This is a genomic window from Candidatus Woesebacteria bacterium, from assembly GCA_016700095.1.
GTDB lineage: Bacteria > Patescibacteriota > Microgenomatia > UBA8517 > UBA8517.
The window spans coordinates 1,007,269-1,025,734 of sequence record CP065002.1 but is presented as its reverse complement, the minus strand read 5'-3'; the positions used below and the strand labels follow the sequence as shown (position 1 = coordinate 1,025,734).

The following is an 18,466-nucleotide window of genomic DNA, read 5'->3' as shown; positions in this document are numbered from 1 at the left end:
GATTTGGTACAATGTATTGTTATGTTTACAAATGTTTTCAGCAAATTTCTGGATGTAAATAAAAAGGAATTAGATAAATTACAGAAAACGGTCGACGAGATAAATAAACTGTCAAGCGATTGTAAAAAACTTAAAGATAGCGACTTTCCCAGAAAAACATTAGAATTCAAAAACAGATTAGACAAAGGTGAATCCCTCGAGAGTATTGTTGTTGAAGGGATGGCGCTTGCAAGAGAAGCTTCTTTGCGTAGAATCGGTTTATATCCTTACGACGTGCAAATGATGGCCGCTGTAGCACTTTTCCAGGGAAAAATAATCGAGCAAAAAACCGGTGAAGGCAAAACACTTGCTGCGGTTCCCGCTTTGTATTTGCGAGCTTTAGCCGGCAAGGGTGTTCATCTTGTGACTGTTAACGATTACCTTGCCAGACGTGATGCTGGTTGGAATGCTCCTGCGTTTCACTTGTTGGGGCAAAGTGTGGGGGTAATTGTTCAGGAAGGAAAATCACTTATTTTTGATATCAATTTTATTGACAAAACTCATGGTGACGAAAGACTTCAGCACTTGAAACCTTGTGGGCGAAAAGAAGCTTATGCTGCAGATATCACATATGGAACAAATAATGAATTTGGATTTGATTACTTACGTGACAATATGGTTCAAAGCTTGGAAGACAAGGTTCAGCGTGGCCATTATTATGCAGTCGTTGACGAGGTTGATTCTGTCCTAATCGATGAGGCTAGAACCCCCTTAATTATTTCAGCTCCTGACACCGAGCCTACTGAAAAGTATGTGCAATTTGCCGGCATGGTCGACAAATTGAAACCGGATGTTGATTACTTGGTTGACGAAAAAACGAGAAGTGCCAGTTTAACCGAGCAGGGAATTACTAAAGTAGAAAAACTGATGGGTGTCGATAATTTGTACGAAAATGATTATACAACGATTCATCATATTGAAAACGCGCTTCGGGCAAAATCCCTTTATCGTCTGGATAAAGAGTATGTTATTCAGGAAGGTCAAGTGGTGATAGTTGATGAATTTACGGGTCGCTTGATGCCCGGAAGGCGTTGGAATGATGGCATGCATCAAGCTGTTGAAGCAAAAGAAAAGGTGCATATTCAACAAGAAAGCAAGACATTGGCAACAATATCATTCCAGAATTATTTTCGTATGTATGAGGTGTTATCGGGAATGACCGGAACTGCCGCAACTGAGGCTGAAGAATTTAGGAAAATTTATAATCGTGATGTAGTTGTCGTTCCGACAAACGAACCGGTTGCACGAGAAGATATGTCGGACTTGGTGTATAAAACTTTGAAGGCAAAGCACCAAGCGATCGTGGAAGAAATAGAGATGAAAAGAAAAATCGGTCAGCCTGTTTTGGTCGGAACAACGTCGATTGAAAAAAACGAAATCATTAGTCTTTACTTAAAAAGAAAAAAAATCGACCATAATGTTTTAAATGCGAAAAACCACGAGAAAGAAGCCTTGATTATTTCAGGTGCCGGTAAGCCGGGAGCGATTACTGTTGCAACTAATATGGCGGGACGCGGTGTCGATATTGTGCTCGGAGGTTCAAAACCAGAAAGACAAGATAATCAGAACGAGAGTGTTTATAAAGAATCTAAAGCCTACAAAAAATGGAAACAAGACCACGAGAAAGTTATTAAGGCAGGTGGACTACATGTGATTGGGACGGAAAGGCATGAATCAAGAAGAATAGACAATCAGTTGCGAGGTCGGTCGGGAAGGCAGGGTGACCCAGGATCTACGAGATTTTATTTATCTTTAGAGGATGACTTGATGAGGGTTTTTGGCGGAGATCAAATCAGGTCATTAATGGATAGATTAAAATTGCCGGATGATCAGCCAATTGAAAACAAGCTTATCTCTCGTGCAATCGAACAGGCTCAGGTAAAAGTGGAAGGTTCCCATTTTGATACCCGCAAAAATGTGGTTGAGTATGACGATGTGGCAAACCAGCAACGCGACATTGTGTATAAACTGAGAAACAAGATTCTTGAATCGGAAAATATAAAAGATGAAATTTATGAGAAACTAGAAAAGCAAATTGAAAAAATTATTGTTCTATCGTCAAGCTCCGGAAAATTTGACAGCGAAAAAGCGGTTGTAAATTTACTTGATATCATTCCTTTTGATGAAGCATCGCGAGATAGGGTGAAAATGGAACTTGAAAAAAGGAAATCGGACAATGACAGAAAAGAACTTATCATGAAAGTCGTATCCGATGTATACTCCTCGCGGGAAAAACAAGTTAGTGACAAGGTAATGCGCCAAATCGAAAAGTATTCCTATCTTAGTTCAATCGACCACTTGTGGATAGAGCATATAGACTTTATTGATGGTTTAAGGACGGCGGTTGGACTTCGAGGTGCGGCTCAAAGGGATCCAAAGGCAGAATTTAAAAATGAAGCCTTCAGTGCCTTTGAAGGTTTAATTGATCGTATCGATGCTGAATTAACAAACAGATTGTTTAGGACGCAAGTTACGTCACGTTTCCAGTCCGAGATTCCGCTTGAAATGGCGAGGACAAATGTCGATGCTTCGGACAATACCGGTTTGTCGGGAGATGCCGATTTCACAGCACTGGCGGGAAAACCAGCTTTCAGACCAAGTTCTTCAAAGCAGATACAAAATGCACTTGCCAACAAATCGCATGAGAACAAAAAAGTTAGCTCAAAGGCTCCAGGTAGAAATGATCCATGTCCATGTGGAGCTATTAATCCAAATACGGGAAAACCATATAAATATAAAAAATGCGGTCTAATCAATGCACCGTATCATAATTTATGAGTTTTTATGACAACCAAAAGGAAAGACAATAGTGAGAACATGTCAATTCAAAAAGCTGTTGATCTGGGTGAATATGACCCCGAAGTACTGTCCTTGTGTAAGGAATGGAGTGGTCTTAGTTACCATGCACAATTACAGTATATTAAAGAAGGATTAGACAATAGAAGGAAGCAATTGTTAATGCAATGGGCGGAAATGGATCGGGCTATTGATTTAAGACTAAAACCGAATTTAGAGATTGCCAAACATAATGTGGAAAAACAACTAAAAAAAATTGAGGATGATCGTGAAAAATTGTATTTTGAATATTCGAAAAAGTATTAACGACGTGCGGAGCATGTTGTTTTTTTTGAATGGCACATATTATTAACATAATTTATGGATAAATCAAAAATTCTCATAACCGGCGCCGGGGGGTATATTGGTAGTGTTGCAACTTATCTTGTTTTACAAAAAGGTTACAAAGTAGTCGCTTTGGACAATTTTAGTCGAGGTTACGAGGAACCGCTCAAACTTCTCCAGGACATGTTTGGAAAAGAGAGTTTGTCGATTTATAAAAGAGATCTGCACGATGATTTAACGGATATTTTTGAAAACAATAAAATTAAATCAGTCCTCCATTACGCAGCATATTGTTTAGTAAGCGAATCAATGGAAAAGCCAGAGATGTACTTTACGAATAACGTATGCGGAACACAAAATTTGTTGACAACTATGCTTGCCAATAATGTGACTAACATTGTGTTTTCGTCAACATGTACAGTATATGCACCGGCACAGTATATTCCCATTGACGACAAACACCCAACCGGACCTGAGAGTCCATATGGAGAATCAAAATTAATTACCGAAAAAATAATCGAATGGCATGGAAAAACCAGAGGCTTAAAATATGTAATTTTAAGGTATTTCAATGTTTGTGGTGCAAGCGATGATGGTTTGATTGGAGATTCCAAAAAGCCATCTGTCCTATTAATACAAAACGCTGTCCGCGGGGCGTTAGGTATTGAAGAATTTTTGTTAACATGTCCACAAGTTGACACACCCGACTCTACGCCGATTAGAGATTATGTGAATGTAGTTGATCTCAATGAAGCCCATCTAAAGGCAATTGAGTATTTAGAGAAGGATGGAAAAAATGAAATTATTAATCTGGGAACCGGTGAGGGGAATTCGGTATTGGAAATTGTCAAGGTGGTTCAAGAATTGACAGGAAAAAAATTTGATCTCAAAGCAGGGGAGAAAAGAAAAGGTGAGGCAACCAAAATGATCGCCGATATCAAAAAGGCAGAAAAAATACTAAATTGGAAACCACAAAGAAATGTTAGTGACTCAATTAAATCTTTGATTGCTTGGTATGGCAAACAACCTACCGGGTGGCGTAGCTAGTGTTATACTATTTTCATGACTGCTCGTACGCATGATGTGTTTGCATTTGCTTCACTTCTAACGGTTGCCGGGATATCCCCGCCAAGTGGGATTAATCTGATAACTTTAATGTCATGTCTTGTGGGAAATATTGTTGGTGCGCTTATACCCGACATGGATCAAGCAGGGAACAGACTTTGGGATTTACTGCCTCTTGGTGACCACCTGGCAAAAGTATTTCGAAAAATATTTTACAAACACAGAACACTTACCCACTCATTGGTTGGGATGTTTTTGATATATAAATTGCTTGACTATGCATTGCCGAAATTTATTAATTCTCACATGGTGGATGTAAATTTGCTTACGATTAGTATCATGATAGGCTACATATCTCATTTGATTGCTGACAGTTTGACAAAAGAAGGTCTACCGTTATTTTTTCCGATCGGATTTGAATTGGGTTTTCCGCCAATACGTGCACTAAGAATTACAACCGGCAAATGGCAGGAGAAGTATTTGGTATTTCCCGTAGTGGGAATTTATATTGTTTTCATTAGTTATGTATTTAATGCCGAACTGGTATCCATCCTGAGACAAGTACATTAATTTTATAAATAACATATCACAAAATAGTATTTTAACTTTCCGAATATCAAATTGAAACTTGCAATTGATATTTTCATTCAGTAAGATGGCTAATCTAAATGAAAAGCAAACTTGTTATCGTTGGTGTATTACTACTTACCGTTGTTGGGGGATATTTTTATTATGTAAATAGTGATAATGAAAACAACACGGCTGTTACTGAAAAAATAGGAAGCGAGGAGTTACAGACAAATGTCTTGGAAGCCAATGATCAAAACGAAGAACAAGCTAGTGAAACTGATGTGTATACAATTTCTCAAATAGAACAACACAATAATCCCCAAGACTGCTGGTTAGTAATTGATAATAACGTTTATGATGTAACTAAATTTATCGCCGACCAAAAACATCCCGGCGGCGATGCGATTGTAGAAGGGTGTGGCATTGATGCGACACAATTATTTAATACCAGACCGATGGGATCAGGCACTCCTCATTCCGATAGGGCAAAAGACACGCTAAAAAATTTCATGATCGGGGAATTGTCTAACTAATACTTCACTATAAACTTTTTGAGGTTGTACAATTGTCTAATGTGGGATATAAGACAAGATGCCAAATTCGCCAATTATCTAACGACTCTTAATTGGAATGTTGATGAGATAGGTAACGACTATATATATTCAAAGAAACTCCCGTTTCTGGGTTTGTCGATAATAAAGATACAACGACCTTCAAAAATCATTCCCAATGAAGCAATAAGTTCAGTGTGTGTTAAACGCCGTGGTTTTTTGGTTTATGTCGAACCACGCACCAAAGAGCAATCCGTATATTATTTAAACCATGGATTTGTTGTGTGTAAAACACCTTCTTTGCCCACCAAAACAATACGAATCAATCTACATAAATCCGAGAAGGAACTGCTTACCGATATGCATTATAAAACTAGATACAACGTCAGCTTGTCGACACGTAAAGGATTGTCGTTAGGTATTTCACGAGATATCGAATTATTTGCTCGAAATTGGCAGAATTGCGCCAAAGAAAGGGGTATGTGGATTTCACAGAAGCGTGAAATAAATAACATTTATGCATCATTTGGAAAACGTGCACATGTGTTACTCGCAAACTTAAATACAAATAATGTTGGTGGCATATTGCTTATATTTTCAAACAAGGTCGGGTATTACATGTATGCGTATTCAACCCAGGAAGGCAAGAAGTTATCTGCACCTACATTTCTTGCCTGGAATGCGATTCTTTATTCGAAAGAAAAACAAAATAATTATTTTGATTTTGAAGGGATATTTGATGAACGATACCCTCTTAAATCATGGAAAGGTTTTACGCGATTCAAAAAAAGTTTTGGAGGTGAAGTGATTGACTACCCGGGTATTTATTCGAAATATTACAATCCGTATAAACTTCCAATGGTATATAATAGGACACATGATTAATTCAAATCCTTACAATACTGCTAAAAAACAACTGGATGATATCGTTGACTTAATTGCTAATGATTATCAAGATAAAAAAAAGTTCTCCAATGCTGTTAAACTGCTCAAGGTTCCTCAGAAGATACATAAAAAAAATCTTACGATTAAATTAGACAATGGCAAGTCGAAGAGTTTCAAAGCTTACAGAATGCAACACAATAACGCACGCGGTCCGTTTAAAGGCGGCGTTAGGTTTCATGAAAAGGTTAATGAAGACGAGGTAAAAGCTCTTGCTATGTGGATGACGACGAAGTGTGCTGTTGTTGATATTCCGTTTGGTGGTGGAAAGGGGGGTGTTTGTGTTGATCCTTCGAAACTTAGTTTGTCCGAAAACGAAAAATTATCAAAAGCATATGCTAAATGGCTGGAGTCATTTATTGGTGCATGGGTTGATGTTCCTGCACCGGATGTTAATACCGACAGTCAAACAATGGCATGGTTTTTGGAAAGTTACGAAGAAGCCTTGGGTCACCAAGAACCTGCGGCTTTCACAGGTAAACCTATTGTTTTAGGTGGTTCCTTGGGGCGAAACGAAGCAACCGGACAAGGCGGACTGTTTGTTCTCGATGAATATGTTCGTAACTACAAAATGAAGGCCCAAGAGACAAAAATAGCAGTTATGGGTTTTGGTAATGTCGGATATTGGTTTTCTCAACTTGCGTATGCCGCCGGTTATAAAATTGTGTGCGTATCCGATTCTTCAGGTGCGATATTTGATAAAAAAGGATTAAATCCGGAAAAAATGATGCAAGGTAAAAAAGCTTTAGGATCTTTACAGGAAGTTGGCAAAGTAAATTCCAAAACGCTTTTATCAAATGAAGAGCTAATCGGATTAGATGTTGATGTATTAGTTCCAGCAGCACTTGAAAATGTCATCAACGAACATACTGCACGCAGTGTCAGAGCAAAGGTTGTTCTCGAATTGGCAAATGGGCCGACGACTCCTGAAGCTGATGAGATATTAAGTACTAACAAAATAGATATATTACCCGATGTCCTAAGTAATGCCGGTGGTGTAACGGTAAGCTATTTTGAATGGGTTCAAAACCTTTACGGATATAAGTGGACGAAAGAATATGTTAATGAACAACTCAAAAGTATTTTATCTAAATCCTTCAATGAAATTCATTCCATTAAACTAGATAAAAAAATCACGTACCGAAAAGCCGCATATATTTCGGGTATCAAAAGAATAATTGATGCAATGATTCTCCGCGGAAGAGTTTGATGATGTTGGAATGATCAAATTTATAATTTTTCAATTAACCAACTATGACTAACTGGCAATTTGTCTTGATATACATTTTTGCTTTCGTTGCCTTTGTCTTTTTTGTCAGGGGTTATTATGAATGCAAATATCGGAAAAATACTCATGGAACCTTTCTGCCTATTAATATTATTGGTGCTTTTGTATGGGCTGATGCGGTTGTCTTTGGAATTTTTTGGGTTATCGGTGCTGTAATTTCTCTAGTACTACAAGATTGGATACTTTTTCTATTGATATATTGTGTGTTTTGGGGTGTCAGAGGTTTAGGTGAAACTCTTTACTGGTTAAATCAGCAATATTCAGACAAGGTGAGAAATCCGGTAGAGAGATTTCCGAGATTACTAAAGATATTTCACAACGATTCAATTTGGTTTGTGTATCAGATATATTGGCAATGTATTATGGTGATCAGCATCATTGCTTCAATTTACCTGGGGAATAAGTGGTTAAACCGCTTGTAATTATTTTTGGTATTTTAATTTAATGGTTGGAATTAAATACTCTCCGAAAGTTTTTGAGAAAGTATATTTTGGTTTCCAGTTCCAATCGCGTCTTGCTGCTTGATCATTTGTTGATTGAGGCCAGCTGTCAACAATCGACTGGCGTTTGGCGTCTATTCGATAAGAAATTTTTGCACCGGGAAAGTACTTTTCGACTTGTTTTTTGATTTCATCAGCCGAAACGCTAAATGATGCGACGTTGTAAACATATTGCGTTAAACGGTTTTTGCTGGAGGATGCAATAGTGAGTAAAGCGTTCACCGCATCCGGCATTGCCATAAAGCCAATTGTTGAGGTATTTCTTACAAAACATGCGTAACTCTCGCCTTTGGCTGCATAGTGAATCATCTCGGGGGCGTAATCACTGGTTCCACCCGTTGGCGTGGTCAGAGCGCTTAGTAATCCGGGAAATCGAACCGCCCGGAAATCCAAATATCGTTTGTTGTTTTCCAGTAGCTTGTAGTAATTGCTGATATAATTACCCAAACTTTCACAGTACAACTTATTTACACCATACATGGTAATAGGAGTTAAAAATTCATTCTCCTTAACACTCGTAAATTTATTTTTGTTCTTTAAATTCCCCATACCGTAAACGGCAATAGTTGAAGGAAAGATGAACTTGGTTACACTTTTCCTTTTTTGGGCATATTTATTGGCGAGTGTAAGTAAGTTAAACGTTCCATCGACATTTATTTTGTGAGCATTCTCGGGGTTTTTTTCTGCCGAGGTGGAAAGAAGTGCGGCTAGATGGTAAATGGTATCAAATTTGTATTTGGCAAAAAGTTTGTCTAATTCGCCGCTATCCGTGATATCTAGTTTAATAAACTTAAAAAGCTTATTACGATAATCTTTGTTAACTTCGTTGACATCCAATCCGACAACTTTGGTTGTCGATTTACTTAATTTGTCCAGAAGGCCTATCCCTACCTCTCCGGATACACCTGTTATTAGAATAATTTTGTCCATCTTATGAAATTACTTTTAGTTTATGGCCGACTTCGTCAAAAGCATGCAAAGCTTTATTTAAATCGTCTATGGTATGTGTTGCTGAATTCATGACTCTGATTCTTGCCATGCCCTGAGGTACTGTCGGATAACCAATGGCCATTGCAAAAATACCAGCTTCAAACAATAATTTACTAAATTCTTGTGCAACCTTAGCTTCACCCAGCATAACGGGAATTATCGGTGTTTCGGATTTGCCAATATCAAAACCCAATTTAACCATGCCCTCTTTCATATACTTGGTATTTTTCCAAAGTTTACTTACCAACTTATCCGATTTCTGAAGTATCTTTACGGCTTCAATACTTGCCGCCGTATCGGGGACGGTTAATGCCGATGAGAACAAGAATGGTCTACCTCTTTGCTTTAACCATGCAATTAGCGATTTACTTCCCGCTACATATCCACCAACAACGCCGAAAGCTTTGCTCATTGTTCCAACTTCGACATCAACTTTTCCATGTAATTTAAAATGATCAACAATACCACGTCCGTTTTTCCCAAGTACACCTTCGCCGTGAGCATCATCAACCATAATCAAAGCCTTATATTTATTGGCTATTTTTTGCAATTTATCAAGTGGTGCGATATCTCCGTTCATCGAGAAAACGCCATCGGTTATTACTAAGCGTTTGTCGGATTTGCATGTTTTAAGTTTTGCCTCTAAATCTTTCGGATCGTTATGTGCATATCTAGTCACTTGTGCTCCACTCAACCGGCACCCGTCAATTATGCTCGCATGATTTAATTCATCGGAAAATATTGTGTCTTCTTTGCCAACAAGTGCAGGTATGGTAGCGAGATTTGCAGTAAACCCTGATTGAAATACGATAACCGCTTCACATTTTTTAAATTTTGCCAAGGCGTTTTCCAGTTGATCATGAAGCGACATTGTACCCGCTATCGTTCTGACGGCTCCCGGACCAACTCCGTATTTTTTTATTGAATTAATTGCCGCTTTTTTTATTCGCGGATTATTTGCTAAACCTAAATAATTATTTGAGCAAAAATTAATTAGGTTTTTGCCGTTTATCCGAATGTGGCCACCGATCGGACTTTCGATTGTTCTAATTTTTGTAATTAAACCTTCTTTTTGAAGTCGTGCGATTTCTTTGTCGATCCAAATTAGTTTGTTCATAATTTACGAATATGTATATTGTACACCTCAATGCAAGCGTGTTTAACACACGTACCTTATGATGTGTTTGTGATAACATAAAGTATGGATAAAATTCTGATATTTTTGCCATGGCATTACACAAAGGGGTTGGAGATTTATGTTACAAATTGGTTTAATTCTTTCGATTCGATCATCCAATATTTTTCGCTTCCATTTTTAATCCGTACGGCATTTTCTCCCTGGAAAAGACTGATTGATTTAGAGGAATCTCCCGGTTTTGATCTTCAAAAGATTTTTGAAAAAATTAGTTTCAATCTAATTTCCAGGATTATCGGAGCGATTGTGAGGATCTCGTTGTTTTTGGCAGGATTGGTTCTTATCTTTCTTACTTTTTTGGGAGGTATCTTTGGTCTTTTTGCCTGGTTTGTACTTCCGTTTTTAAGTGTTCCGATATACGTTCGTTGGTCAAAAGATCCGGTGCGTTATGCGCAAGCTTTGCTTAATCAAATACAAAATTCGCAAAGTGATCCGATTGAGGCGATATTTGTTAGCAAAGCGGGTGAATTTGTTTTGGAGCACATTGGTGTTGATGTAAAAACAATTCTAGAAAATGCAGTCCGAAAAGAAATTGCATTTGGCGATTTGGTTGTACCAAACTTCGAACAAATTATCAGGCGATTGGTTGACGAAAAACTATGGTCGGATCAATTCTTTAGAGAATTTGGTTTTACTGATAAGGATCTGTGTTTAGCGGCTTCGCTGTGGGATAAAATGAGGGAAGATGAAAGTGTAGTTATCTCGCAAACCGAGGGGAGAGCAAGTGTGGGGCTTGAAACCATGTTTGGGTATACTCCGAATTTAAACAAATACGTTGAAGATTTAGGTATAAACCGATCTTTTTCCTATAGGTTGGTCGGAAGAGAGCAGGAAGTTTCTCGCATGGAACGGTCTTTAAATGGGGGATCGGGTGTGGTATTGGTTGGGCAACCAGGTGTCGGAAAAAAGACGGTAGTATTGGAATTTGCACGACGAGCTTCAATTGGTCAGTTGGGTCAAAAAATGGCATATCGAAGAATACTTGGGTTTGATTTGAATACATTACTGTCCGAATCTGCCGACATTAATTTCAAGAAAGCTCTCTTAACTCTGGTTCTTAAAGAAGTTGCTTACGCAGGAAACATTATTCTCATGTTTCGAGATTTCCACCGTCTGATAAATAAAGATGCGGAAGGTGTTGATTTTACGGATGTTTTTGAAATGTTACTTGAAAAAAAGAATTTGCAGTTAATTGTAATTACAACTCCGGATGAATACGAGAAATATATAGTCCGAAATAACAGACTCAAAAAGTATCTCGAAACAATTGAAATTAAAGAACCGACCAAAGAGGAGGCAACCTTAATTACACTGGATGTTGCCGTGCAACTTGAAAAAAGAAAAAATATGGTAATCACAATTCCGGCAATCAGAAAGATAATGGACGAATCCGATAATTATCTGACAGAAACGCCATTTCCGGAAAAAGCACTTGAGCTATTAGAGGCGGTTGTTTTGTATGTTGAACAAATAGAAAGGAAAAAGACGGTTCTTGTTGGCGATGTCGATAAGGTCATGGCAGAAAAAACCGGCATATCATTTACGCGTTTAACTGACGACGAGAAAAAACAACTGGGTTCGCTTGAAGAGATAATCCACGAGGGACTTATTAACCAAGAAATGGCTGTTAATTTAATTGCAAAAAGTCTCCGTGCACGGACGATTTCCAAAGACTCCCGACGACCAATCGGTTCATTTCTTTTTCTTGGTCCAACCGGTGTAGGAAAAACAGAAACAGCTAAAGTTTTGTCACGAGTTTATTTCGGCGGGGAAGATAAAATTCTACGTTTTGACATGGCTGATTATGCCGGCAAAGAAGGTTTTGAAAGGTTGGTTGGCTCTGTGGACAGAAATCAACCCGGAACTTTGACTACCGCCATAAAAAATAGACCTGCAAGTTTACTGCTTCTTGATGAGTTCGAAAAATCAAGCAATGATATTTTTAATCTGTTTTTACGCTTGCTTGACGAAGGGCAAATGACTGATGCCTTTGGGAAACTTGTTATTGGAAGAAATTTATTTTTAATTGGAACTTCAAATGCAGGAGCCGAATATATCCGTGAACTGGTAGCTCAAGGAATAAAGGGTGAAGATCTGCAAACTTCTGTTATTGATTATGTCTTAAAAGAACGAATATTTTCACCTGAATTACTAAATCGTTTTGATGGCGTGGTCGTTTATGAACCGTTGAAGGAAGAATACCTGTTGAAAATTGCCAAAATGCTCGTGACGAAATTCTCAAAAAATCTGCTAGAACATAATATCTACCTGGAAATAACAGACAGCTTGCTTGAAAAAATTGCTCATGATGGATTTGATCCGGCTTTTGGTGCAAGGCCTATGTCGAGAATCGTCAATTTGACGTTGGGAGATTTATTCGGAAGAGCAATTCTAAAAGGGGAAATTGTTAGCGGAGATGTCATTAGGGTATTACCCGGAAGTGGCAAGGAAGAATTTAGCTTAGAAAATCTCGGAAAGTATAATAAATAACAATGGTTACCAAAGAACTTCTTGTATATATCAGAAAGCAAATGGCAAAAGACACGTCTCCTGCCGAATTAAGGCTTAAACTTAAAAATGCAGGTTGGAAAAACGAAGATGTTGAACAAGCTTTCAATAATATCTACTCTAAATACTTCATGACCGTGTCCGATACGTTTGAAAGTGTGAAAGAACAGTATACCCGCAAAAAAGTATCGGCATCAAAAATGCTAATTTACTATTTTGTCTTTGGATCATTATTTTTCCTCGTGACGTCCGTATTTTATATTAGATATGCGCGAGAGAACTTTATAACTAATCCTCAGGATGCGTTTTATGTTGCTTCAAAAAATATTACCGAAACAGCATCATTAAGTTATCAGATTCGCGTTAATGCAACATTTACCGACAAGAGCATAGGGAAAGATGATCTGGAATCGGTTGGGTCGTTTACACATGCTTTGGTAGACTTGGCGAATAATACTCAAAGTTATTTTCTTGAAATGACAGGTCAAATCGACAAAGCAACAAAGATGATCTCCTCAGATATTGACTTGAAGCTATCAAGTCCACTCGTGACTTCATCCAAGTTAAAAGGTCAAGCAGTAATAGTTCAGGATAAAATTTATTATCGCTTTGATTGGCCAGAAGCAACAGGAGTTTTTTTTGATGAAAATGAGAGCAATAACTGGTTAATAAATAATGATCTTGATAACTCGAATCCGTTTCAAATTGAAGATCAATCACAAAATATAGAAGTTAAAGTAAAAAGAATTCGTAAAGAAGTTCTTGACGGGAAAAACGTCAACTATTTTGTTTTTGATACCACTATGCGTGATGTTGCGGATTTGATCAGACAATTTCCACTTGCAAGGAATTTGGTCGGTGAAATATTTGGAGAAATTTACCAAACTGATAGTTACAGTATTAGAAACGGAAAAGCTTGGATAGGTGAAGATGGCTTTCTATATATGATTAGTTTTGATATAGTGTCCGATCCGGTAAAAAACTCCGATTTAATTTCCGAGATTCAGGTCGAAATTGGTCTATCGGACTACGGTGTGCCAGTACAAATACCGGTTCCGCAAATTCTTTTACCAGAAAATGATTCGAATTGATTTACTTATATATAGTCTCTTAATTTAGTGTTATCAACATAGCACTTGTCGATAATATCAGTTGCCAAGACCCTCAAAAAAGTATAGTCTGGAATAAGGAGCAATAAACAGCTTCTTTGTTGTCGTATCATTTAACCTACACATACGTGAATGGAAGTATTGAGTAAAATATTATGCGAGTATTAATGATAGGTTGGGAGTTGCCCCCTCACAATAGTGGTGGATTGGGCAAGGCGTGTTTTGGTCTTGCCAAATCACTAGCCGAAAAGGGAGTCGATATAACATTTGTCTTACCCAAGAAGGTGGATGTAATTGCTAATTTTATGAAATTGGTATTTGCGGACGTAATGCCGCTTGGTGAAGAAATGCTTAATCCATATACAACACTTCTCTCATATAGGACATACCAAGGTCGCAAGCTAAACTTTACACCACATGATTACGTTGACAATGTGCTGAAATATGCCGATAAAATGAAAGAATTAATAACTGAATTAACAAAGAGTGGAGAATTCGATGTGATTCATGCTCACGATTGGTTGACAACACCTGCAGCGATCGAAGCTAAAAAAATTCTTGGAATTCCTCTGGTTTTACACATACATGCTACCGAATACGACCGGACAGGTGGAACTGGTCTGAATCCGGCAGTTTACGCTATTGAGAAAGAGGGTGTCGAGCAAGCCGATTGTGTAGTTACAGTCAGCAACTTCACTAAAAACATTCTGGTCGAAAAGTACAACGTAGACCCCAAGAAAGTTAAAGTTATTCACAATGGTGTGAATGAGGTTACGAAAAAGAAAATGCCGTCGGTATTGGGAGATATGAAAAAATATGGCTACAAAATAGTATTATTTCTGGGAAGAATATCTCTAATGAAGGGCCCGGAATATTTTATCCAAGCAGCCGCAAAGGTATTAAAGTATGATAAAAAAGTAATTTTTGTCGTTGCAGGATCGGGTGACATGCAAGGCCAAATGATGAGTGAAGCCGTTAACCTGGGAATAATTAAAAATGTTATGTTTACTGGATTTCTTCGAGGTGAAGAAAAAGACCAGATGTATCAGTCGGCAGATATTTTTGTACTCTCAAGTGTTTCCGAACCGTTTGGGCTTACCACTCTTGAAGCGATTGCCAACGGTACGCCGGTGATAATTTCCAAGCAATCCGGAGTTTCTGAAGTGATTAGTCACGCTCTGAAAGTAGATTTCTGGGATACGGATGAAATGGCAAACAAAATCCTCGCGGCGATTAGCTATTCCTCACTGAGAAAAGATTTATTGTGTGAAAGTACAAAAGAACTGAGAAATCTCACCTGGGATAGCGCTGCCAACAAATGCTTGGATGTTTACCACATCTTTGAATAAAAAATGTCGTCAATCTGTTTATATTTACATGTTCATCAGCCAAGAAGGATTAAAAAGTATCGAATATTTGACGTGGGTTATGACCATGAGTATTTTAATGACGCGTCAGAATCCGATCTAAATAATAAGAAAATAATTGAAAAGGTTGCTCGAAAATCGTATATCCCCACAAACAAAGTATTTCTCAAACTGTTAAAAAAATATCCAAAATTTAAATTGAGTTTTTCATTTACCGGAATTTTTTTGGAACAACTTTTGGAATACGACCCTTCGGTTCTTAAGTCATTCAGAGAGTTAATCGACACGGGAAAGGTGGAGATTTTGTCGGAAACATATTATCACTCACTTGCTTATTTTTATTCAATGGATGAATTTGAAAGTCAAGTTAAATTACATACAAAAACCATTAAAAAGCTTTTCGGCGTAACACCCAAAGTTTTTAGAAATACTGAGCTTGCATATACCAACAGCCTTGCCCAATGGGCGGAAAAAGCAGGTTACAAAGCAATCCTTGCAGAAGGATGGGATGCAGTTCTGGGATGGAGAAGTCCAAATTACGTATACAGTCCGAGTGGGACAGAAAACATTAAGTTACTTTTAAAAAATTATAAACTGTCAGATGACATCGCCTTTAGATTTTCAGAAAAATCCTGGAAAGAATGGCCACTGACAGCGGAGAAATTTGCTCAGTGGGTATCAAATATAAATGGAAACGGTGAAGTGGTTAATCTTTTTATGGATTACGAAACGTTTGGTGAACATCAATGGGAAGACACCGGTATTTTTGATTTTATGATGAAAATGCCCGAAGAAATACTCAAGCATCCGGATAATGATTTTATTACACCTTCGGAGGCGGCAAAAAGATATCCGGCACGAGGAGTCGTGGATGTCCCGGGTGTCGTGACGTGGGCAGATACTGAGCGCGATTTATCGGCTTGGACAGGCAATTCGATTCAATTATCTGCGCTTAATTATATTTATAGCCTCGAAGATAAAGTATTGGCATCCAACGATAAAAAAATAATAAACGACTGGCGAAAATTACAAACATCAGATCACTTTTATTATATGTGCACCAAGTGGTTTGCTGATGGAGATGTGCATAAATACTTTAGCCCGTATGAATCGCCATATGATGCATTTATTAGTTTTATGAATGCGACTAAAGATTTAGAATTTAGATTAAAAGATAATTCGAAAAACAAAGATTAATTTATAACCATGCCCAAATACTTAACTCTCGGAAACGGATCAATATTGGTTGGTCTTGACCAAAATGCGCTTGTTAAAGATTTTTACTATCATTATCCCGGTTTGGAAAATCATGTAAGTGAAGGTTTAATTCATAAAATCGGAGTGTGGTGCGAAGAGCAATTTACATGGTTGGATGACGGCAGTTGGAAAATCGAAATTGATAGTGAGCGGGGGACGATGGCGAGCAAAATTATCGCATCTTCAGCAAATCTGGGACTCGAACTTTTATTTTCCGATGTTGTTTATAATGAAAAAAATGTATTCATCCGCGAAGTGCATGTTAGAAATAAATTTGACAGAAACCGGAATATCAGAATATTTTTTAATCAGCAGTTTTGTCGGATAAAAACCGGTTCGGGAGATACTGCATATTTTGACCCGGGAAATCACACACTTGTGCATTATAAAGGAAGAAGAGTATTTCTCATTAATGCAATTATTGATGTAAAGAATCCTATAAGAAATGCAAAAACCAACAATTCTTTTTCACAATATTCGACCGGAATATTAGGACTGGAAGGAAAGGAGGGAACTTACAAGGACGCGGAAGACGGAGAGCTAGTCAATAATCCAATCGAGCACGGGCAAGTAGATTCTGTATTGCGGATTGATTTGGCAATTGCGCCAAAAAGTGAAGGTAAATTGTATTATTGGATTTGTGTTGCCAAATCTATTATAAAAGCCCAACAACTAAATGATTATGTTATTAACCGCGGACCCGATGCTTTGGTTAAATCGACCAAAGATTACTGGAAAGCTTGGGTACATAATCAGAATTTCAGTTTTTATGGTTTAAGCGACAAGGTAATCGATCTTTTTAACACGTCTTTAGTTCAGATCAGGAGTCATGTTGCACGAAACGGGGCGATTATTGCTTCAAGTGATTCGGATTTATTGAAACATGGCCGCGACACTTACAGTTACGTTTGGCCGAGAGATGCCGCCTTTTGCGCTTTGGCTTTGGATAAAGCAGGTGATTTCAATGCGGCGATGCGTTTTTATGATTTCTGTAACAAAGTTATAACTCCAGAAGGTTATTTTATGCACAAATATTTACCCGATTATTCACTTGGAAGTTCTTGGCATCCGTGGATTAGAAATGGGAAAAAACAGATTCCTATCCAAGAAGACGAGACTGCCCTTGTTATTTACGCGCTCTGGTCGCATTATGAGCTTTCGAAAGACCTCGAGTTTATTGAAAGTATATACAACAGTCTCATTAAAAACGCAGCTGAGTTTATGGTCAATTATCGGGATAAAAAAACCGGACTTCCAAAGCCAAGTTACGACCTTTGGGAGGAAAAATATGGAGTGAGTACATTCACGGCATCAAGCGTATATGGTGCATTAATTGTTGCTGCTAATTTCGCCAAACTTCTTGGTAAAGAACAAAGTGCCCAGCGGTATAAAAGGGCTGCGGACAACGTCCAGAAAGGAATACTTACATATTTATTTGACAAGAAAAATAACGTTTTTTACCGTCAGTTGGAAATAAAAGGAAATGACATGATACCCGACGAAACCGTTGATATGTCCAGTGTTGCGGGTGTTTATAAATTTAAAGTATTAGAATGTAGCGACGAACGACTTAAAAAAGCGTTTGAAGTTACACTTGAAAGGCTACGCGTCCGAACTGATTTGGGGGGTATTGCCCGCTACGAGGGTGATTGGTATCACAGAACCGGTGGGGATATTCCGGGTAATCCTTGGCTTATTACTTCGCTGTGGCATTTACAATACTTAATCGATTTTGTAACCAAAGAAGAAGATTTGCCTGATATCGTAAATAAATTCTCGTGGTTTGTCGACAGATCCCTTCCATCAGGAGTAATGCCGGAGCAATTTGACCCATATACCGGAGTGCCGCTTTCTGCCACTCCCCTGACGTGGAGTCATGCCGAATACGTTATAACCGTTATTAAATACCTGGAGAAGATTGAGGAAATTGGTATCTGCAAAGCCTGCTATTCTCTCAATAAATAA

15 protein-coding genes are annotated in these 18,466 nt (G+C 38.0%); 13 read left to right on the top strand and 2 right to left on the bottom strand.

The window, feature by feature from the left end; all coding sequences use genetic code 11:
* The first annotated feature begins 21 nt into the window (after positions 1 to 21).
* From secA to IPM62_05055, 8 genes are all read left to right on the top strand, one after another.
* Positions 22 to 2,817 (top strand): preprotein translocase subunit SecA, encoded by a 2,796-nt coding sequence (gene secA, locus IPM62_05090; GenBank protein ID QQS38731.1) that lies wholly within the window; start codon positions 22 to 24, stop codon positions 2,815 to 2,817.
* Between the two features lie 6 nt (positions 2,818 to 2,823).
* Positions 2,824 to 3,141, top strand: coding sequence for a hypothetical protein (locus tag IPM62_05085; GenBank protein ID QQS38730.1), 318 nt, complete (start codon positions 2,824 to 2,826; stop codon positions 3,139 to 3,141).
* A 54-nt stretch (positions 3,142 to 3,195) separates the two neighbouring features.
* Positions 3,196 to 4,206, top strand: a complete 1,011-nt coding sequence (gene galE / locus IPM62_05080) for a UDP-glucose 4-epimerase GalE (protein QQS38729.1) — start codon at positions 3,196 to 3,198, stop codon at positions 4,204 to 4,206.
* A gap of 15 nt (positions 4,207 to 4,221) precedes the next feature.
* Positions 4,222 to 4,794: a metal-dependent hydrolase gene (locus IPM62_05075; protein ID QQS38728.1), complete on the top strand. Its 573-nt coding sequence runs from the start codon at positions 4,222 to 4,224 to the stop codon at positions 4,792 to 4,794.
* 98 nt (positions 4,795 to 4,892) lie between these two features.
* Positions 4,893 to 5,327 carry a hypothetical protein gene (locus tag IPM62_05070; GenBank protein QQS38727.1) on the top strand — a complete coding sequence of 145 codons (435 nt, stop codon included), beginning with the start codon at positions 4,893 to 4,895 and terminating at the stop codon, positions 5,325 to 5,327.
* Between the two features lie 39 nt (positions 5,328 to 5,366).
* Positions 5,367 to 6,230 (top strand): peptidoglycan bridge formation glycyltransferase FemA/FemB family protein, encoded by an 864-nt coding sequence (locus IPM62_05065; protein ID QQS38726.1) that lies wholly within the window; start codon positions 5,367 to 5,369, stop codon positions 6,228 to 6,230.
* Entirely contained in the window at positions 6,223 to 7,497 is a 1,275-nt protein-coding gene (locus tag IPM62_05060) for a Glu/Leu/Phe/Val dehydrogenase (protein QQS38725.1), read from the top strand. The genes IPM62_05065 and IPM62_05060 overlap by 8 nt, the downstream gene beginning before the upstream one ends.
* 44 nt (positions 7,498 to 7,541) lie before the next feature.
* Positions 7,542 to 7,997 (top strand): hypothetical protein, encoded by a 456-nt coding sequence (locus IPM62_05055; GenBank protein QQS38724.1) that lies wholly within the window; start codon positions 7,542 to 7,544, stop codon positions 7,995 to 7,997.
* Here the strand turns inward: IPM62_05055 and IPM62_05050 are convergent, their stop codons facing one another.
* A complete protein-coding gene (locus IPM62_05050; GenBank protein QQS38723.1) occupies positions 7,998 to 9,005 on the bottom strand; it encodes an NAD-dependent epimerase/dehydratase family protein in 1,008 nt (335 codons plus the stop codon). It abuts the gene before it with no gap.
* A gap of 1 nt (position 9,006) precedes the next feature.
* Positions 9,007 to 10,182, bottom strand: a complete 1,176-nt coding sequence (locus tag IPM62_05045) for a glycine C-acetyltransferase (GenBank protein ID QQS38722.1) — start codon at positions 10,180 to 10,182, stop codon at positions 9,007 to 9,009.
* 84 nt (positions 10,183 to 10,266) lie between these two features.
* On the opposite strand from IPM62_05045, the gene IPM62_05040 reads away from it, so the two are divergent.
* The 5 genes from IPM62_05040 to IPM62_05020 all read left to right on the top strand — a co-directional run bounded on the left by IPM62_05040 (position 10,267) and on the right by IPM62_05020 (position 18,466).
* Positions 10,267 to 12,750: an ATP-dependent Clp protease ATP-binding subunit gene (locus tag IPM62_05040; protein QQS38721.1), complete on the top strand. Its 2,484-nt coding sequence runs from the start codon at positions 10,267 to 10,269 to the stop codon at positions 12,748 to 12,750.
* Positions 12,751 to 12,752: 2 nt separating this feature from the next.
* Complete coding sequence (locus IPM62_05035; GenBank protein ID QQS38720.1) at positions 12,753 to 13,859, top strand: hypothetical protein; 1,107 nt, start codon at positions 12,753 to 12,755, stop codon at positions 13,857 to 13,859.
* A gap of 173 nt (positions 13,860 to 14,032) precedes the next feature.
* On the top strand, positions 14,033 to 15,226 hold the full coding sequence (locus tag IPM62_05030) for a glycosyltransferase family 4 protein (GenBank protein ID QQS38719.1): 1,194 nt from the start codon (positions 14,033 to 14,035) through the stop codon (positions 15,224 to 15,226).
* Between the two features lie 3 nt (positions 15,227 to 15,229).
* Entirely contained in the window at positions 15,230 to 16,441 is a 1,212-nt protein-coding gene (locus tag IPM62_05025; protein QQS38718.1) for a polysaccharide deacetylase family protein, read from the top strand.
* A 9-nt stretch (positions 16,442 to 16,450) separates the two neighbouring features.
* Positions 16,451 to 18,466 carry a glycoside hydrolase family 15 protein gene (locus tag IPM62_05020; GenBank protein QQS38717.1) on the top strand — a complete coding sequence of 672 codons (2,016 nt, stop codon included), beginning with the start codon at positions 16,451 to 16,453 and terminating at the stop codon, positions 18,464 to 18,466.